Genomic DNA, 17,308 nt, shown 5'->3' on the forward strand with positions numbered 1-17,308 from the left:
GGTCCTCACCGGATTACCAAACCTAACCAAACTCCGAATACCTGGGAGTACTAGTCGGCAGACACACGGCGGGTGCTAACGTCCGTCGTGAAAAGGGAAACAACCCTGACCTACAGCTAAGGTCCCCAAGTTATGGCTAAGTGGGAAAGGATGTGAGGATCCCAAAACAACCAGGATGTTGGCTTAGAAGCAGCCATCATTTAAAGAAAGCGTAACAGCTCACTGGTCTAAATAAGGGTCTTTGCGCCGAAAATGTAACGGGGCTAAAGCCATACACCGAAGCTTAGGGTTCGTGAGCAATCACGAGCGGTAGCGGAGCGTTCTGTAAGCTGATGAAGCCGTACCCGTGAGGGGCGGTGGAGGTATCAGAAGTGCGAATGCTGACATGAGTAACGTAAGGGGAGTGAGAGACTCCCCCGCCGAAAGACCAAGGGTTCCTGCTTAAAGTTAATCTGAGCAGGGTTAGCCGGCCCCTAAGACGAGGCGGAAACGCGTAGTCGATGGGAACCACGTTAATATTCGTGGGCCTGGAGGTAGTGACGGATCACACAAGTTGTCCAATCTTATCGGATTGAACGGGCAGCGGAGTGGTTCCAGGAAATAGCTCCTCCTTATAGACCGTACCCGAAACCGACACTGGTGGTCAGGTAGAGTATACCAAGGCGCTTGAGAGAACTATGCTGAAGGAACTCGGCAAATTGCACGCGTAACTTCGGAAGAAGCGTGACCCTTTTCTGCGCAAGCAGGGGAGGGTGGCACAGACCAGGGGGTAGCGACTGTTTATCAAAAACACAGGGCTCTGCGAAGCCGCAAGGCGACGTATAGGGTCTGACGCCTGCCCGGTGCTGGAAGGTTAAGAGGAGGGGTGCAAGCTCTGAATCGAAGCCCCAGTAAACGGCGGCCGTAACTATAACGGTCCTAAGGTAGCGAAATTCCTTGTCGGGTAAGTTCCGACCTGCACGAATGGCGTAACGACTTCCCCGCTGTCTCCAGCATAGACTCAGTGAAATTGAATTCCCCGTGAAGATGCGGGGTTCCTGCGGTTAGACGGAAAGACCCCGTGCACCTTTACTATAGCTTTACATTGGCATTCGTAGTGGCATGTGTAGGATAGGTGGTAGGCTTTGAAGCCTGGGCGCCAGCTCAGGTGGAGCCACCCTTGAAATACCACCCTTATTACTATGGATGTCTAACCGCGGCCCGTTATCCGGGTCCGGGACAATGTATGGTGGGTAGTTTGACTGGGGCGGTCGCCTCCTAAAGAGTAACGGAGGCGCGCGATGGTGGGCTCAGAACGGTCGGAAATCGTTCGCTGAGTGCAATGGCATAAGCCTGCCTGACTGCGAGACTGACAAGTCGAGCAGAGACGAAAGTCGGTCATAGTGATCCGGTGGTCCCGCGTGGAAGGGCCATCGCTCAACGGATAAAAGGTACGCCGGGGATAACAGGCTGATGACCCCCAAGAGTCCATATCGACGGGGTTGTTTGGCACCTCGATGTCGACTCATCGCATCCTGGGGCTGGAGCAGGTCCCAAGGGTATGGCTGTTCGCCATTTAAAGCGGTACGTGAGTTGGGTTCAGAACGTCGTGAGACAGTTCGGTCCCTATCTGCCGTGGGTGTAGGAATATTGAAAGGATCTGTCCCTAGTACGAGAGGACCGGGATGGACGGATCTCTGGTGGACCTGTTGTGGCGCCAGCCGCATCGCAGGGTAGCTATATCCGGACGGGATAACCGCTGAAGGCATCTAAGCGGGAAACCCACCTTGAAACGAGTATTCCCTGAGAACCGTGGAAGACGACCACGTTGATAGGCCGGGTGTGGAAGAGCGGCAACGCTTGAAGCTTACCGGTACTAATAGTTCGATAGGCTTGATCGTTCTCATTACTTGTATCCATCAAGGCGCAATCCGAAGGATTGTCGCCACTCTCACTCACGCTTGTTCCCTCACGGGCGGCGCTACGTGGGTGCGGCGCAACAGCGCCGACGGTCGGTCGACCTTGCGAAGCTTCGCTTCGAAAGGCGCCAGGCTGAAATGAACATCCAGGGCACAACAAGGACCAGCGAACAGCCTAAAGAAGCAGCAAATAGGGTTCCCTATTGGCTACTCACTATTGGCTATTCGCTCAAAAAGCTTCTCGATTGAACATGCGTTTTGCCGACCTGGTGGTTATGGCGGAGCGGCTGCACCCGATCCCATTCCGAACTCGGCCGTGAAACGCTCCAGCGCTGATGGTACTTCGTCTCAAGACGCGGGAGAGTAGGTCGCTGCCAGGTCTGCTAAACGCATGTTCAACCCTCATCTTCTCTCTACGATAAAGGCCCGCCAACGGGACCACGGGCCGCGAAAGCGGCCCTTTCATTTGGTGCGCCATCTGCCTATCTGTAAGCCAGCCTATCCGTAGGCTTGCGCTTACGTCCAAGAACGCAAGCAAACGCTTGCTCGTAGTCGCAAGCAAACGCTTGCTCGTAGGTGACGCGGGGTGGAGCAGCCCGGTAGCTCGTCAGGCTCATAACCTGAAGGTCACAGGTTCAAATCCTGTCCCCGCAACCAATTTTATCATAAATCAATTACCGTCCCGGTTTGATCAATCGGGGCGGCTTTTTGTCGGTCAGGCAGGCAATCGTTGTCGTTGATGATCAGCCGGACCCATCAAATTGGCGACAGAGCGGCGCGAACCCAACAGGTCGTTAAGTCGATCGAGGCACTCGCTGCGGCGACGCTCGAGATCAAGGCCCAAGCCACGAACCCGCATAACGAGATATCCGCGTCGCTGTTCTAGGCGGCCGTCCTTGATCCCGTTGACCAATAATCCTCGGAGCTCCGTTAATTCATCGTCCCAGGTCCTTCAGGCCCGCTTTCCAAGCAGGGTCATCGAGGTAGCGCCAACCGCCAACGGCCTTGCGGATTACATGGCGACTCTGGCGGTCCACGAGTTCCCCCGTTCGAAGAGCGGCCTGCGTGTCCTTCAAGGCTTGCAGGAAGTCGTCGAAGTGCTCCTGCCCCAGCGGATCGGTGAACGCCGGGCGATGAAAAGCGGTGGCGATCGTTTCGAGGATCAGGCGGTCCTGATCGCGCGCGTTCCGGATGCCTATCTGATCGTAGTACTGTCTCTGCAGATCGGAATAGGCGTTGAGCCAGGTGACGTAGTCGTCCCAAAACCAGAGCAGCACTTGGAAGCGGCCAGCCAGCCGATGTTCTGCGTCGAGGAGCCGAGCTTGGCGCTGTATCTTCGCATCGCGCTTGGCGGTCGTCGCTAAGATCCAGACGTCAAGTTTTGGAGCGAAGAAAAGCGCCTTGTCCGCTTCCGATCGCAGCAGCTTCCTGTCAATCGGGCCGCCAGGCAGCGGTTGGTTGTTTTGGTCCAAGTCGTCAAGTCGCTTGCATTGAACCCCGACTGACCAGCCCGACTCCTGGCGGCGTAAACGTCGACCCCGTCCTGTGCCTGGCCGGGGCGACCGATTTTGTCCACCTTCGCAACACCATACACGACTTCAACAACCGATTGGGTTCAGATCCTCGAACTGCTGCCAATAGAGCGGTGGCTGGAAAAATTGAGTGACTTGCCCCATCAGCGAGTTGTCTCAGATCGACCGAGCGACGTCTCGCCGATCGTGGCAGGGTCGGTTCCATGAAGTCTAAAATATGCGATCGAAGAATCGTTCGGTCGGTGACGCGGTTGCATTGGCCGCGCCTGCGGAAATCCTGTCGGCGCAGCCCTTGACGCTCTGGCGTGAGCCCGAATAGTTGAAGACATTTCGTTTGGGCCTCCGATCATTTCGTGGGACTGATGGGGTTCTTGGCACCTCCAAGCGAATGCGCTTTCAGCGCCTCTTTCGCCTCCGGGCTGAACGGTAGCCCAGAGTGCTTTTCGACCAAATCGGTAGCCCACTGCCGGGTCGCTGCAGATGACATCCCGTCGGGTTCTTGAGAGAGGATGCCGACACCGACCGTGACCATACTCGCGTCGAACGTCTTGTTTGCTGAAAGGTAACTTATCCAGGCAGCAATCACCGCGGCGGCGATGGCGCCGGCGACGCCGATCCGTGCTACCGTGATGGTGTCGCTGACCCGCTTCGCAAACCCTTCCATGTCCATTTCCGTCTCCTGAATTTCGTAGAAGAGTGTTTTGTGAATACTTCACTTCCGCTTATCATAATACCGTGGGGAATTGCAGCGGGCGACCCACGGGCAAGTGCTTGACACTTGCCTCTACAGAGCAGACCGTCCGATTGCCTTGGGGAGGGCATCTTGAACACTATCAAGACTGCGGGCGCCTTCTGCGCGACAACGCTCATTTTTGCGGCCTGGACCCTGGGAGGTGCTTGCGCCTCTGAGGATGTGTTGGCTCCTTCCTAACATTGAACGGAAATTGTCTTAAGCTGGTCGCGCTGGGCAAAGACATGTCGCCCTATTGCCGCCCGATCCTTTCAAGCAACAACATGAGCGGTGGGCGCGTCCTATTCCATTTTACCCTGAGGAATGATGCAGTGCTGACGATTGTCGGCACCGATTTGCCCAATCCCACTCCCGACACCGATGCCATCGCGATACAGCGTATTCACCTGAATCTCGGGATCCAGGGTGTAGCTCCGAGTGAAGCGTCTGCATCTGGCAAATGCACCTTCAACAATCCATACAAAGGCCCGATGACATTGAACTGCAAAGGACGTGTCGACGGCAAACCGTTGGTCGCAGTTTTCAGATCAGATGGATTGCCGCCGCAATGAGGACGCTTCGCTTTAGCGCGCTCGGAAGCAATCAAACGATGTTGCCAGCGACTTGAAACGCAGTGCCCAGGACGATGACGATCAAGCCACCTCGGGCGTACTTTTGGTAGCGCTCTTCTAGCTCCACCTCAGCCGCATCGATCTCATGAGTGATGAGATGGGTGACGCCTCCGGTCCGGACTTTGTAGGGCGAAAAGTATAACAACGCCGATAAGTGAAAAGACTAGCCCAAGAATGTTTAGCGCCACCGCCATCATCTTTGCTCCACTGTCATTCTTGAAGCTCCTTCCATGCCCGATCGAGGCCGCCGGGCGACCGCAGATCGTAGGCACTGCGTAGCCGGCCGGCGAGTTTCAGCGCTTCTAGCCCGCGCTCTTTCGCAGTCCCATGGTAATCGAACGAGTTTCGTTCCCACACATGCGCATAGTTGGCGAGAGATTCGGAAATCTTGGTGATGTTGGAGAAGGACAGCACGTCGTTGGCGAGTTGGGGCGTCAAGGCCTTCCAATCCACGTCATTCGGGAAGTCAGGAGCCGGTGGCAGGGAACCGCCGGTGATGTCTTGGTGCACCTGAAACTCGCCATGCCCCATAATGAATTACATGCCAGCAATCGACCGCGTACCGCTCCAGCTCTGTGGCGCAGCGCATCGCGAGATACCGTGCGATGTTCCTTTTGCTCCACCAAGTCTTGATCAGATCGACACACCAGGAGGCGGCCGCCGTCACCAGGCCGGTGGCAACGACCGCGGTGACGATGTCCTTTGAGGTCCAAATACTATCGACCGGCGTAGCCACCATTTTATTACGCTCCTGCGCAGGAGCATTGAAACAAGATTGCCGGCTGGCATCTTGCACCACGTGCTAGATTCACCGAACGCCGTCCGACCGCATACTGGACTTTTTGCGCATCAGTGGTGAACGCGGTTGCAGAGCGGCCTTTGCAAAATGGCCAAAATGGCCAAAATGGCGTTGATTCGACAGAGGTCATGCCATGCAAACAATGTCGGCCAAGGATGCGAAACACGGCTTTGGCCGTCTCATCGATCTTGCGCGAATGGAGCCAGTTACCGTCGAAAAGCACGGGCGTCCGGTCGTCGTGGTGATAGCCGTTGAGGCGTATGAGCGATTGTGCCATAGCGCTGCCAGCGTGGCATCCTCTGCCAGTCGGAGCGCGGAAGTGGCCGAGGGGCGCAAAGGTATGAAGCAGGCATGACCAACGGCGATCTCAATTGGATCACGAACTTCATATGGGGCATTGCCGATGAGGCGCTGCGTGATCTCTATGTCCGCGGCAAGTACCGCGATGTCATCCTGCCGATGATGGTTCTTCGCCGGCTCGATGCAGTACTGGAGCCGACAAAGCCAGCAGTGCTGTCGATGAAGGACAATCTCGACAAAGCGGGCATCACCAATCAGGACGCAGCCCTTCGCCAGGCGGCGGGACAGGCCTTCTACAACACTTCGCGCTTCAATCTGCGCGACCTGCGCAATCGCTCGTCGCAGTCCCAGCTGAAGGCTGATTTCGAAGCCTTCCTGGATGGTTTCTCGCCAAACGTGCAGGAGATCCTCGATAACTTCGAATTCCGAAATCAAATCCCAAAGCTGTCGAAGGCCGATGTGCTCGGTACGCTGATCGAGAAGTTCCTGGATAGCTCGATCAACTTGGGCCCGAAGCCGATGCTGAACGGCGACGGCTCGGTGAAGCATCCCGGCCTTGACAACCATGCTGTAGGGACGATGTTCGAAGAACTGGTCCGCAAATTCAACGAGGACAACAACGAGGAGGCAGGTCAGCACTGGACGCCTCGGGACGCCGTGAAACTCATGGCGAAGCTGATCTTCGTGCCGATCGCCGATCAGATTCAATCCGGCACGTATCTTCTGTATGACGGCGCCTGCGGCACCGGCGGCATGCTGACGGTCGCCGAGGAAACGTTGAATGAACTTGCCCAGCAGCATGGCAAGCAGGTCTCCACCCACCTCTTCGGGCAGGAAATCAATGCCGAGACGTACGCAATCGCCAAGGCCGATCTGCTGCTCAAGGGCGAAGGCGACGAGGCCGACAACATCGTCGGCGGGCCGGAATGGTCGACGCTGGCGAATGACGCCTTCCCGTCGAAAGAATTCGACTTCATGCTCTCGAACCCGCCTTACGGCAAGAGCTGGAAATCCGATCAGGAACGCATGGGCGGCAAGTCCGGCATGCGCGATCCGCGCTTCGTGATCGAACACGCAGGCGATGCCGAATACAGCCTCGTCACGCGCTCCAGCGACGGGCAGATGCTGTTCCTAGCGAACATGCTGTCCAAGATGAAGCACAACACACCGCTCGGCTCGCGCATCGCCGAGGTACACAACGGCTCCTCGCTGTTCACCGGCGATGCGGGCTCTGGCGAAAGCAATGTGCGGCGCTGGATCATTGAAAACGACTGGCTCGAAGCCATCGTCGCCCTGCCGCTTAACATATTCTACAACACCGGCATCGCCACCTACGTCTGGGTGCTGTCGAACCGCAAGCCCGGTCACCGCCGCGGCAAGGTCCAACTGATCGACGCGACGGCGTGGTTCCGGCCGTTGCGCAAGAACCTCGGCAAGAAGAACTGTGAACTGGCCGACGCCGATATCGAGCGCATCCTGCAAGCCTTCACGGCATTCGAGGATACCGAGCAATCTCGCATCTTCGACAATGCAGAGTTCGGCTATTCGAAAGTGACCGTCGAGCGGCCCTTGCGCGCGCGGGGCATCGATCTCACGCGCGCCTATGCGCCGAAGGAAATTAAGGCGCTGAAGGACGAAGGCCGGATCGCCGAGGACGGTGCGCCCGTCATCCGCCGCATTCATAAGCCACACAAAGTTGAAGCCGATCCGCTGCGTGGGCTGTTCCCGCTGGCGATCGAGGGCAAGCGCTGCGTAGTGGAATACGAGCCCAACAGTGAGTTGCGTGACACCGAGTCGGTGCCGTTGAAGGAGCCGGGTGGCATCGAAGCCTTCATCCGCCGCGAGGTGCTGCCGTATGCCCCCGACGCCTGGATCGACGAGGCCAAGACCATCATTGGCTACGAGATCAGCTTCACGCGCTATTTCTACAAACCGCAGCCGTTGCGCCCCTTAGAGGCCATCCGCGCCGATATCCTTGCGCTAGAGCGCGAGACCGAGGGCTTGATGGCCGATATTGTCGGAGCGGAGTGATGATTGGGGCCTTAAGCCCATATCCCGAGATGAGGCCGAGCGGAATCGAATGGCTTCCTGCTTTGCCTCAGGGCTGGGAGATTCACAGAGCCAAGTATTCATTCAAGGAAGCTGATGACCGCTCGGAGGCCGGCGGCGAAGAACTTCTGTCCGTGTCCCACAAGACAGGCGTTACTCCCCGCAGCCAGAAGAACATCACCATGTTCATGGCCGAGAGCTACGAGGGACACAAAGTCTGTCGGCCCGGCGATATCGTTGTGAATACGATGTGGGCATGGATGGCGGCTATCGGGGTAAGTCGCCACGTCGGCATTGTCAGCCCGGCATACGGCATTTATCGCCCAAGAGCTTCCGGCAGGTTTGAGCCCAAGTTTCTCGACTATCTGCTTCGCACCGAAGTCTACCGCGCTGAGTATCTGCGCAGTTCGCGAGGCGTAACTACTTCGCGGCTAAGGCTCTATCCGCCTGATTTTCTCAACATACCCTTGGTGCAACCACCCCTCGATGAGCAGCGACTGATCGTGCGGCTCCTGGATTGGCATGGCGCGCAGACCGCGAAGCTGATCCGCGCCAAGAAGAAGATCATCGCGCTTCTGAACGAGCAGAGGCAGGCCATCATCCACCGTGCCGTCACCCGCGGCCATGATACCAACATCCGCTTCAAGCCCTCCGGCATCCCCTGGCTCGGCGACGTGCCCGAGGGGTGGGAAGTCAAGCGGCTGAAGTGGGCGATGCGGCTGCAACGCGGCTTCGATCTTCCCGCAGACAGGCGAATTCCCGGGCCGCACCCGGTTGTGTCATCGGGTGGCATAATCGACTATCACGTCGACGCCCGAGTTAAAGGACCGGGCGTAGTAATGGGCCGCTACGGTTCAACAGACGCAGTGTTCTATATCGAACACGATTTCTGGCCGCATAACACTTCGCTTTTTGTGACTGACTTTTGCGGTAATCTACCATGGTGGTGCTTTTACATACTCAGAACGATTTCGAAGCAGGATCATTCTAGTAAGGCAGCTGTTCCAGGCGTTGACCGCAAAGATTTGTTTGACATTGTTGTTGCCGTCCCACCTCGCCTGGAGCAGAGCAACATAGTGAAGGGTATCGAAGACAGCTCGCGTGATTTGAATCAAGCAATCACTACCATCAGCCTAGAGATCGGACGTATCCAGGAGTTTCGCGCGCGGCTGATTGCCGATGTCGTCACGGGCAAGCTAGATGTGCGCGCGATGGCCGCCACCATGTCCGAGGTCCCTGACGCTGAGCCAATCGAGGATGTCGGCGAGGACGACGGCTTCGACGGCGAGCATGCCGAGATGGAGGGCGAGGAGGTTGCTGCCTGACCATGGCCGTTCCCGCTAACCCAAAAATCTACCACATCGTCCATGTAGACAATCTCGCCTCGATTGTCGCCGACGGGTGCCTGTGGTCGGATGCGGTGATGGTAAAGAGAGGCGGTGCTGCCGTAATCGGCAACAATGAGATCAAGGCGGATCGATTGCGCTTGCCCGTCGACTGCCATACCGGAACCTGCGTGGGTGATTATGTCCCGTTCTATCTCTGCCCCCGATCGGTCATGCTCTACGTTATTTCGAAGCGCAACCACCCGAATGTCGCCTACAAGGATGGTCAGGCCCCTGTCGTTCATCTTGTCGCAGACATGCGTGAAGTGGCAGATTGGGCGGAAGCCAAAGGGCGGCGCTGGGCATTCACGGATATCAATGCCGCCAACCGGGCGGCAGATTTTTACAATGAACTAGCCAACCTTAACAAGCTGAACTGGGATGCAATTGGCACGAGACAATGGATGTCATGCCGTGATCACAAGATGGCGGAGTTCTTAGTGCACAAGAGCTTTCCTTGGGAGTTGGTCAAGGGGATTGGCGTATACTCTGAGAAAGTTGGCGCTCGAGCCGTTTCTGCCTTCGGCAAGTCTGCCCATCGGCCACAGGTGAAAGTAAAACAAGATTGGTATTATTAAGGGAGGGTGGCGATGATCGAATTCAAGACAGGTGACATCCTTCAGGCGGACGTGGAAGCGCTCGTCAACACGGTGAACTGCGTCGGCATCATGGGCCGCGGCATTGCCCTTCAGTTCAAGAACGACTTCCCGGAGAATTTCAAGGCTTACGAAGCCGCCTGCGAGCGCGAGGACGTGCAGCCGGGCAAGATGTTCGTTTTCGAAACCGGAGCCCTCACCAATCCGAAGTTCATCATCAACTTTCCAACCAAACGCCACTGGCGCGGCAAGAGTCGGATGGAAGACATCGACTCCGGCTTGAAGGCGCTGGTCCACGATATCCGCAGCCTCGGCATTAGTTCGATCGCGATTCCGCCGCTTGGCAGCGGGCTTGGCGGGCTCAATTGGGCCGATGTGCGCCCGCGCATCGTCGAAGCCCTGCGCGGTATTAACGATCTGCAAGTCATCATCTATGAGCCGAACAGTGCACCGGTCGCCACTAAATCGCGCGAGGTCCCCAACATGACGCCAGGCCGCGCCGCGCTCGTTGTGCTCATGCATCGCTATCTTGGCGGGCTGATGGACCCGTTCGTGACGCTGCTGGAAGTACATAAGCTCATGTACTTCATGCAGGAGGCTGGCGAGCCGCTACGCCTGCAATATGCCAAGGCGCCCTACGGTCCCTATGCCGAGAACCTGCGCCACGTCCTGCGCGCGGTCGAGGGCCACCTTGTGGCGGGATATGCCGATGGCGGAGATGCGCCGGACAAGCAGATCGAACTCGTTCCTGGCGCGGTGAGCGATGCCGAGGATTTCCTAGCCGACAAGGGCCAGACGGTGGCGCGCTTCGATCGCGTCGGCAATCTGGTTGAGGGCTTCGAAACGCCGTTCGGTCTTGAATTGCTTGCAACCGTCCATTGGGTAGCCGCCCAGGAGAACGCGACGAGCGCAGAGGAGGCGGCAGCCAGGATCTATGCCTGGAATGAGCGCAAGAAGCGTTTCTCGCCGCGCCAGATCGGCATCGCCTACAAGACCCTTCAATTTAAGGGATGGCTAGATAAGCGCACACATGACGAGGGCGTTTTGCTTGCCTAATCGCCCGGCAATCCCGATTGCAATTCAACGTCAGGTGTTGATCGAGGCACGGCACAGGTGCGCCGTCTGTTGCGAGCCGACGCCACTTGAAAGAGCGCATATTCGTGCCTGGAACAAGAGCAAGGACCACAGCGCCGGAAACTTGGTCGCATTGTGTGCGAACTGCCATCAGCGGGCCGACAATGAGGGCTGGGGCGAGGCGGTCCTTCATGCGTATAAACTCGATCCATGCGCGTTGAAAGTCCCATCCCAACTTCCGGCATCCCCGGAACAGAGGGTTCTCATCGACCTTATCTTGGCTCTGCAGCCTGACGACATGACGGACGGCCAGCGAACAAGATTTGTATCGATGGCCGCTGCCTACGCGGGCGTGCGGATCGCTGAAGTCAGTATTATATCAGTGTCGCCTATCAACAGTATCCGGGTTCGGCTGAGAATGCCCAAGGGTGGCGCCGAGAGGCTATTGGCTGGCGTCTCATCAGGTGACCAGAACGTGGCCACTTTCTTCGAGGACATCCCGGTTCTCCGGGCTGAACTCGCTGCTTCAGCAGGGAAGGCAGACGTCAGCGAGCGAGGGCTCGAGGATATTGTCGTTCGTGAGTTGACAGAGCGAGCATGGATCCTTGGCGAGGCCAAAGAATACGACAAAGCGTGGACCATTGACCTGGTGCAGTTGCGAACCTTCATCGCCGCGACCCAGCCTGCGCTTGTCGCGGCTCTTGATCTTGATGGCGATAGCCTCGCGCGCCAGAAATTCCTGGCTCGACTGCAAGGCGAAATCGGCAAGCGCGGCGTCATCGACGTTCTGCGCAACGGTGTTAAGCATGGCGCGCATGACGTTAACATTTTCTATGGCACGCCGTCCCCCGGCAACATCAAGGCCGCCGAACGGTTTGCGCTAAACCGATTCTCCGTCACCCGCCAGCTTCGCTACAGCCGCGACGACACGGCCCACGCGCTCGATATCGCGCTTTTCATCAACGGCTTGCCGATCGCAACCTTTGAATTGAAGAACAGCCTGACGAAGCAGACTGTTGAGGATGCGGTCGAGCAATACAAGCGCGACCGCGATCCGCGTGAGAAACTGTTCGAGTTCGGCCGCTGCATCGTCCATTTCGCCGTGGACGACGCGCAGGTGAAGTTCTGCACTCAGCTCAAGGGCAAGGCGTCGTGGTTCCTGCCTTTCAACAAGGGCTGGAACGATGGCGCCGGTAACCCGCCGAACCCTGCCGGCCTGAAGACCGACTATCTCTGGAAGGATATCCTGACGCCGAGCGGTCTGGCGGACATCATCGAGAACTACGCCCAGATCGTTGAGCGCAAGGACCCGAAGACCAATCGCACGAAGCGCGATCAGCTTTTCCCGCGGTTCCATCAGCTGGATGTGGTGCGCAGGCTCCTGGCGGATGCGAAGGCGAACGGCGCTGGTCGGCGGGTGCTCATACAGCATTCGGCTGGATCGGGCAAATCGAACTCTATCGCCTGGCTGGCGCACCAACTCGTTCGGCTAGCGGATGCCAGCGGGCAAGTCTTCGACTCCGTGATCGTGGTGACCGACCGGCGCATTCTCGATCAACAAATCCGCGACACCATCAAGCAGTTTGTCCAGGTCGGGGCGACGGTCGGCCATGCCGAGAGGTCGGGCGACCTTCGTCGGTTCATTACCGACGGCAAGAAGATCATCATCACAACGGTTCAGAAATTCCCGCTCATCCTCGACGACATCGGCGCGCTTCATAAGGATCGCCGCTTTGCGATAATCATTGACGAAGCTCATTCCAGCCAAGGCGGCAAAGCGTCTGCCGCGCTCAATGCTGCTCTAACCGGTGCGGAGGACGGTGACGAGGATGAGACGATTGAAGACAAGATCAACGCTATCATGGAGCGGCGGAAGATGCTGCCCAACGCCAGCTATTTCGCCTTCACGGCCACGCCGAAGAACAAAACGCTGGAGATCTTCGGCGAACCGTTCCCCGAAGGCAACGCCGTCAAGCACCGCCCCTTCCACAGCTACACGATGAAACAAGCAATCCAGGAGGGCTTCATCCTGGACGTGCTTCGCTATTACACGCCAGTCAACAGCTATTATCGGTTGGTCAAGACGGTCGACGCCGATCCGGAGTTCGACACGAAGCGCGCAACCAAGAAACTACGCCGCTATGTCGAGAGTAACGACCATGCGATCAGGCTGAAGGCCGAGATCATGGTCGATCACTTTCATGAGCAGGTGCTCGCGCTAAACAAGATCGGCGGCCAGGCGCGAGCAATGGTGGTGACTTCCGGCATCGAACGCGCGATTCAGTATTATCAAGCACTGAGTGCCTATCTGGTCGAGCGCAAGAGTCCCTATCGCGCGATCGTCGCCTTCTCGGGGGATCATGAGTTCCGGGGCGCAAAAGTCAACGAAGCGAGCCTCAATGGGTTTCCCTCGAGGGATATCGCCGACCTCTTTGAAGCCGATCCGTATCGCTTCCTGATTTGCGCCGACAAGTTCCAGACCGGCTACGACCAGCCGTTGTTGCATTCGATGTATGTGGACAAGGCCCTGTCGGGCATCAAGGCGGTGCAAACGCTATCCCGATTGAACCGCGCACACCCGCAAAAGTACGACGCGTTCGTGTTGGATTTTCTGAACGATACCGAAACCATCCGGGCGTCGTTCGACACTTTCTATCGAACCACGATTCTCAGCGACGAGACAGACCCCAACCGCCTGCACGATCTTAAAGATACCTTGGATCGTTATCAGGTTTACGATTCCGCTCAAATTGACGAGCTCGTCGGCTTGTATCTATCGGGTGCTGATCGCGATCAACTCGATCCGATCCTCGATGCCTGCGTGGCCGCCTACAACGTAGGCCTCGACGAGGACGGCCAGGTCGACTTCAAGGGCAAGGCGAAGGCTTTCGCACGGACCTACGCATTCGTTGCCTCGATCCTTCCCTACACGAACGCGGAGTGGGAAAAGCTCTCGATCTTCCTGAACTTTCTATTGCCGAAACTACCCGCGCCGCGCGAGGAAGACCTGTCCAAAGGGATTCTTGAAGCCATCGACATGGACAGCTACCGGGTCGAGAAGCAACTTGCGCAGCGGTTGCAACTCACGGATGGCGACGCCGAGGTCAATCCAGCCCCAATGGAGGGGAGCGGTCAACGACCTGAACCCGAACTGGACCGGTTGTCGAACATCATCCGTAGCTTCAACGATCTATTCGGCAACATTCCTTGGGCCGACACAGACCGTATCCGGCGACTAATCGCCACTGAGATCCCCGACAAGGTGGCGGCCAATGCCGCCTACCAGAACGCGAAACAGAACTCGGACAAGCAGAATGCCCGAATCGAACATGACAAGGCGCTGGCCGGCGTGATCGTGGGACTGATGAGGGATGATACTGAACTTTTCAAGCAGTTCAGCGACAATCCGGAGTTCAAGCGCTGGCTCACAGACACGATTTTCTCGGCAACCTACGAGCGTTCCACACCTCCTGCGTGACAGCCAATTCCACAGGATGTCGGCACTGAAAACCGGAACGTAATTCTTCACTGCATCTGTTCCTAAGAAGGAAGCAGCCAGCCAGGCCCTTAGTCGGTCACGGGGTGGACTTGGTCAGGTTACCCGTGGACCGGACTATGTAGCTGTTCGAATTTTGATGCACCTTCGGCAAATTTGGGTGCTCCCAGGACGGAACATAAGTTCAGCGCGGCGCCTCGACCAGCCACCATTTCAAGAACCAGCGTCGGCATGGCGGTCGAAAATGCTGAGGCAAGAGATAGCCATTTCAAGAGGAAAACTCGTCATGGTTTCCCACGCCGTCATTGCGTCCCTGCCAGTAGCCGGGGCCGACCGTACTGTACTTATTGACGCCGCCAACGCGGCGTTCGAGGCTGTCCTTGAGCAGATTGAACCCAACAACGAGTCGCTGACCAGAAGCCTCTGGGATGCTGGTGACTACGTCGACAATCAACTGTTCGTGGATCTGATCACCCCCGACAAATTGCCGATGCGACGCGACGAAGTTGCGTATTACATCGACGTATTCCTGGTGCATCATGTCATTGGATTGGCAACCGCAGCGGACAGAGAGGCCGCCGCATCCCGGTCTTAAGCCTCGCCACCCGCAGCAGACTCTGATTGCCGCGGCGTTCTGGGTGGCAGTGCGATCAATGTCGTGACCTTTGGCGCCACCTCTTCGTGAGGGTGGCGGTAAGGCGGTTTATCTGCGAGGCGGTTGCCGCCAGTTCAGGGCGATAACGGTTAACGAGATATTCCCGCTTCTGGCTGAGAGACTGAAGATGCGGGGCGGTTTTCGCGCGGAGGCGCAGTCCGGCTTCCAAGGCGTTTTCTGTTTGCGCCGATAGGTCGTGCTGCATTTTGCGGATTTGATTGGGATTGCCCACAGTGGAGCAACAGCGCGGTCAGATAGAGTTCGATCGCATGGATCGCCGACATTCTGAACGACGCGCGTGTCAACGGTTTGCGGGGGTCGGCCTTGTTGTAGGAGCAGGTTTGCCGCCTTGCGATACTCTTCCGCCAGGAGACGCACGCTCACCAGGATATTTGCGTTCTTCGATCGCCATTTTCGCGATCTGAAAATGCTAAGGTACCAATTCAGTTGAGGAAGATCCATGGCGTCGCCCGTCTCTTCACTTCGCTATTCCATATCCCTCTCTGCGATGTTCGTCTGGAGCGGGCGCGTCGTCAACAGGCCGTCGGCGCGCTATAGCGACGGCTCGTTGAGGTGCGTCAAGATTTGGCCAGACTGCACGGGGTCGATCCTGTCAGCCTCGGAGAGTGCCCAACGTTGCCATGCTTCTAGTGCCGAGGCATCGATATCATTCAAACCTCCATCGATCGCGCGACGGACGCGCTCCACAAGCGCTCGAATATCTTCAGCTTGACGTAGCAGCTCTCCGCTGTTCCGTAGATTTTGCAGGCGCTTTTGGTTGAGTTGAACAAGGCGTTCCTGACGCTGTTTTTCCTGTTCAATCCGCTCCCGCTCTGCACGCTCCTCGGCTTCCCGCAGGCTAAGGCGAAACTTTTTTTCACCTGCCACGATGATTGCAGCAGCGATCTCAGCGATCTTTGACTCAAGCTTGGCGTCACCGTCGTCCTGCCAAGAAACTGTATTCTTGCGGTCGAAACCCGGATCGATCCGCAGCGCAAGCGGGGTCGATGCTGGCAGGTCTGGCGCCGGCCGTAGGTACCCATACTGACGCACGATGCGGTGGCTGCCGACTATTCCAATGTCCAAACCAACATGCGTGTCGCCGATGGCTGCTCCTGCGTGAATTTCTCCATCGCGCTCGTAGGCACCACCGTCGTGGCCCCGCTTGCTGAGTGCCAAGAACAATGCATTGAAGATTCTCAGTCGTCGCTTGCCTAGTGGATTGTCGAACTTGGGTTCGTCAAAGGTCCACTCGCGTTCTGCATTCTTATCGCGGCGGCGCTGCTCCTGCTTGAGTATTTGAAAGAGCCCTTTGTGGGGCCTGTCCAACGTCTGCTGGACAGAAGCTTTGCCGATCGCTTGCAATTCCTGTGCGTGAAGTTCGTCGAGGTCTTCGGGAACCAGAGCGGATGCAAATGGCCCATTAGATGCAAGAGGGGCTGCAATCGACAGGACCTTTTTGAAGCGCGCGTCGACACTTGCTCGGCCCATTTCACCGGGGCGTCGCGGTGGCGCCTTCGGTAGTGCTGGCACCTTCTTTCCTGCACGAACTTTGTTCCAATATCCTTGCGGCGGCGATGCAACGCCACATCGTGTCAGCAGCTTCTTCAGCCCGACGTCGGACAGTTCCAGCTTCGCCGCCAAGTCCCGCATCGGTGCAGACCAGGCGAACGCAATCAGATCGTCAGGCAACACAAGAATGTCTTTCTGCCACACGGCGGCTTACCTCCATTTTGTTCAGCCAGGCTGCTTTTGGCACGCCATCGCAGTGTCGATATGACAGGCAGGCCAGAGCACGCTAGCGGCAAATCTGGCAACTCCAACGTGCCCTGGATCGCGCCAGCAATTCGTGTGCATCATTCGGGCAACTGCAGATTTGCTGCAGCTCAGGCAGCGCGCTCGGTGAACATCGACGGGACGCTCTAGACTCCATCTGTTACTTTTCGCAGTGCCTCGCGCAGCAGCGGGCGGCCGGGCATTGCCGAGTGGCAGAGCGAGCTTTAGTGCAATCGAGTGAAGGCCACGAAATACGACCGGTAAGCGTCCGGTCGTTGCACGTCGCTCAGATCTTGACAGGATTTTCGACTTTCTAAGCCCAAGGCAGGAGTTCATCGAGCCGGTTTACTGGATGACCGTCGACCATGCGGACGAGTACATCGCGC

The 17,308-nt window shown here is 57.3% G+C and carries 13 protein-coding genes, 1 tRNA gene and 2 rRNA genes (1 of these 16 running past the window's edge); 11 read left to right on the forward strand and 5 right to left on the reverse strand.

Annotation, left to right across the window (positions count from 1 at the left end):
- The 3 genes from EN852_RS33570 to EN852_RS33580 all read left to right on the forward strand — a co-directional run.
- A 23S ribosomal RNA gene (locus tag EN852_RS33570) occupies nucleotides 1–1,880 on the forward strand; it begins 945 nt to the left of the window's first position.
- 283 nt (nucleotides 1,881–2,163) lie between these two features.
- A 5S ribosomal RNA gene (rrf, locus tag EN852_RS33575) occupies nucleotides 2,164–2,278 on the forward strand.
- Between the two features lie 200 nt (nucleotides 2,279–2,478).
- Nucleotides 2,479–2,555 (forward strand) — tRNA-Met (locus tag EN852_RS33580).
- A 278-nt stretch (nucleotides 2,556–2,833) separates the two neighbouring features.
- Here EN852_RS33580 and EN852_RS33585 read toward each other — a convergent pair.
- Entirely contained in the window at nucleotides 2,834–3,370 is a 537-nt protein-coding gene (locus tag EN852_RS33585; RefSeq protein ID WP_127880049.1) for a hypothetical protein, read from the reverse strand.
- A gap of 406 nt (nucleotides 3,371–3,776) precedes the next feature.
- Nucleotides 3,777–4,100 (reverse strand): hypothetical protein, encoded by a 324-nt coding sequence (locus tag EN852_RS33590; protein WP_127880050.1) that lies wholly within the window; start codon nucleotides 4,098–4,100, stop codon nucleotides 3,777–3,779.
- Between the two features lie 392 nt (nucleotides 4,101–4,492).
- Here EN852_RS33590 and EN852_RS33595 point away from each other — a divergent pair, with 392 nt between their 5' ends.
- A complete protein-coding gene (locus EN852_RS33595) occupies nucleotides 4,493–4,732 on the forward strand; it encodes a hypothetical protein (protein WP_127880051.1) in 240 nt (79 codons plus the stop codon).
- Nucleotides 4,733–5,002: 270 nt separating this feature from the next.
- Here EN852_RS33595 and EN852_RS33600 read toward each other — a convergent pair whose 3' ends face one another.
- Nucleotides 5,003–5,302 carry a hypothetical protein gene (locus EN852_RS33600; protein WP_127880052.1) on the reverse strand — a complete coding sequence of 100 codons (300 nt, stop codon included), beginning with the start codon at nucleotides 5,300–5,302 and terminating at the stop codon, nucleotides 5,003–5,005.
- A 431-nt stretch (nucleotides 5,303–5,733) separates the two neighbouring features.
- Between EN852_RS33600 and EN852_RS33605 the strand changes: the two genes are divergently transcribed.
- The 7 genes from EN852_RS33605 (at nucleotide 5,734) to EN852_RS33635 (ending at nucleotide 15,086) form a co-directional block, all read left to right on the forward strand.
- Complete coding sequence (locus EN852_RS33605; RefSeq protein WP_246694479.1) at nucleotides 5,734–5,946, forward strand: type II toxin-antitoxin system prevent-host-death family antitoxin; 213 nt, start codon at nucleotides 5,734–5,736, stop codon at nucleotides 5,944–5,946.
- Nucleotides 5,943–7,922 carry a class I SAM-dependent DNA methyltransferase gene (locus EN852_RS33610; RefSeq protein WP_127880054.1) on the forward strand — a complete coding sequence of 660 codons (1,980 nt, stop codon included), beginning with the start codon at nucleotides 5,943–5,945 and terminating at the stop codon, nucleotides 7,920–7,922. The genes EN852_RS33605 and EN852_RS33610 overlap by 4 nt, the downstream gene beginning before the upstream one ends.
- On the forward strand, nucleotides 7,922–9,265 hold the full coding sequence (locus EN852_RS33615) for a restriction endonuclease subunit S (protein WP_127880055.1): 1,344 nt from the start codon (nucleotides 7,922–7,924) through the stop codon (nucleotides 9,263–9,265). Before EN852_RS33610 ends, EN852_RS33615 begins: the two co-directional genes overlap by 1 nt.
- A gap of 2 nt (nucleotides 9,266–9,267) precedes the next feature.
- Nucleotides 9,268–9,903, forward strand: a complete 636-nt coding sequence (locus EN852_RS33620; protein WP_127880056.1) for a DUF4433 domain-containing protein — start codon at nucleotides 9,268–9,270, stop codon at nucleotides 9,901–9,903.
- 12 nt (nucleotides 9,904–9,915) lie between these two features.
- Nucleotides 9,916–10,977, forward strand: a complete 1,062-nt coding sequence (locus tag EN852_RS33625; RefSeq protein ID WP_127880057.1) for a macro domain-containing protein — start codon at nucleotides 9,916–9,918, stop codon at nucleotides 10,975–10,977.
- 349 nt (nucleotides 10,978–11,326) lie between these two features.
- Complete coding sequence (locus EN852_RS33630; RefSeq protein ID WP_246694477.1) at nucleotides 11,327–14,473, forward strand: type I restriction endonuclease subunit R; 3,147 nt, start codon at nucleotides 11,327–11,329, stop codon at nucleotides 14,471–14,473.
- A gap of 304 nt (nucleotides 14,474–14,777) precedes the next feature.
- Nucleotides 14,778–15,086, forward strand: coding sequence for a hypothetical protein (locus EN852_RS33635; protein ID WP_127880058.1), 309 nt, complete (start codon nucleotides 14,778–14,780; stop codon nucleotides 15,084–15,086).
- Nucleotides 15,087–15,698: 612 nt separating this feature from the next.
- Here EN852_RS33635 and EN852_RS33645 read toward each other — a convergent pair.
- A complete protein-coding gene (locus tag EN852_RS33645) occupies nucleotides 15,699–16,862 on the reverse strand; it encodes a hypothetical protein (protein ID WP_127880059.1) in 1,164 nt (387 codons plus the stop codon).
- Between the two features lie 373 nt (nucleotides 16,863–17,235).
- A partial coding sequence (locus EN852_RS33650) for a transposase domain-containing protein (RefSeq protein ID WP_135879553.1) occupies nucleotides 17,236–17,308 on the reverse strand: 73 nt, incomplete at its 5' end.

It is taken from the genome of Mesorhizobium sp. M2E.F.Ca.ET.209.01.1.1 (assembly GCF_004010375.2).
Taxonomy (GTDB): Bacteria; Pseudomonadota; Alphaproteobacteria; order Rhizobiales; family Rhizobiaceae; genus Mesorhizobium.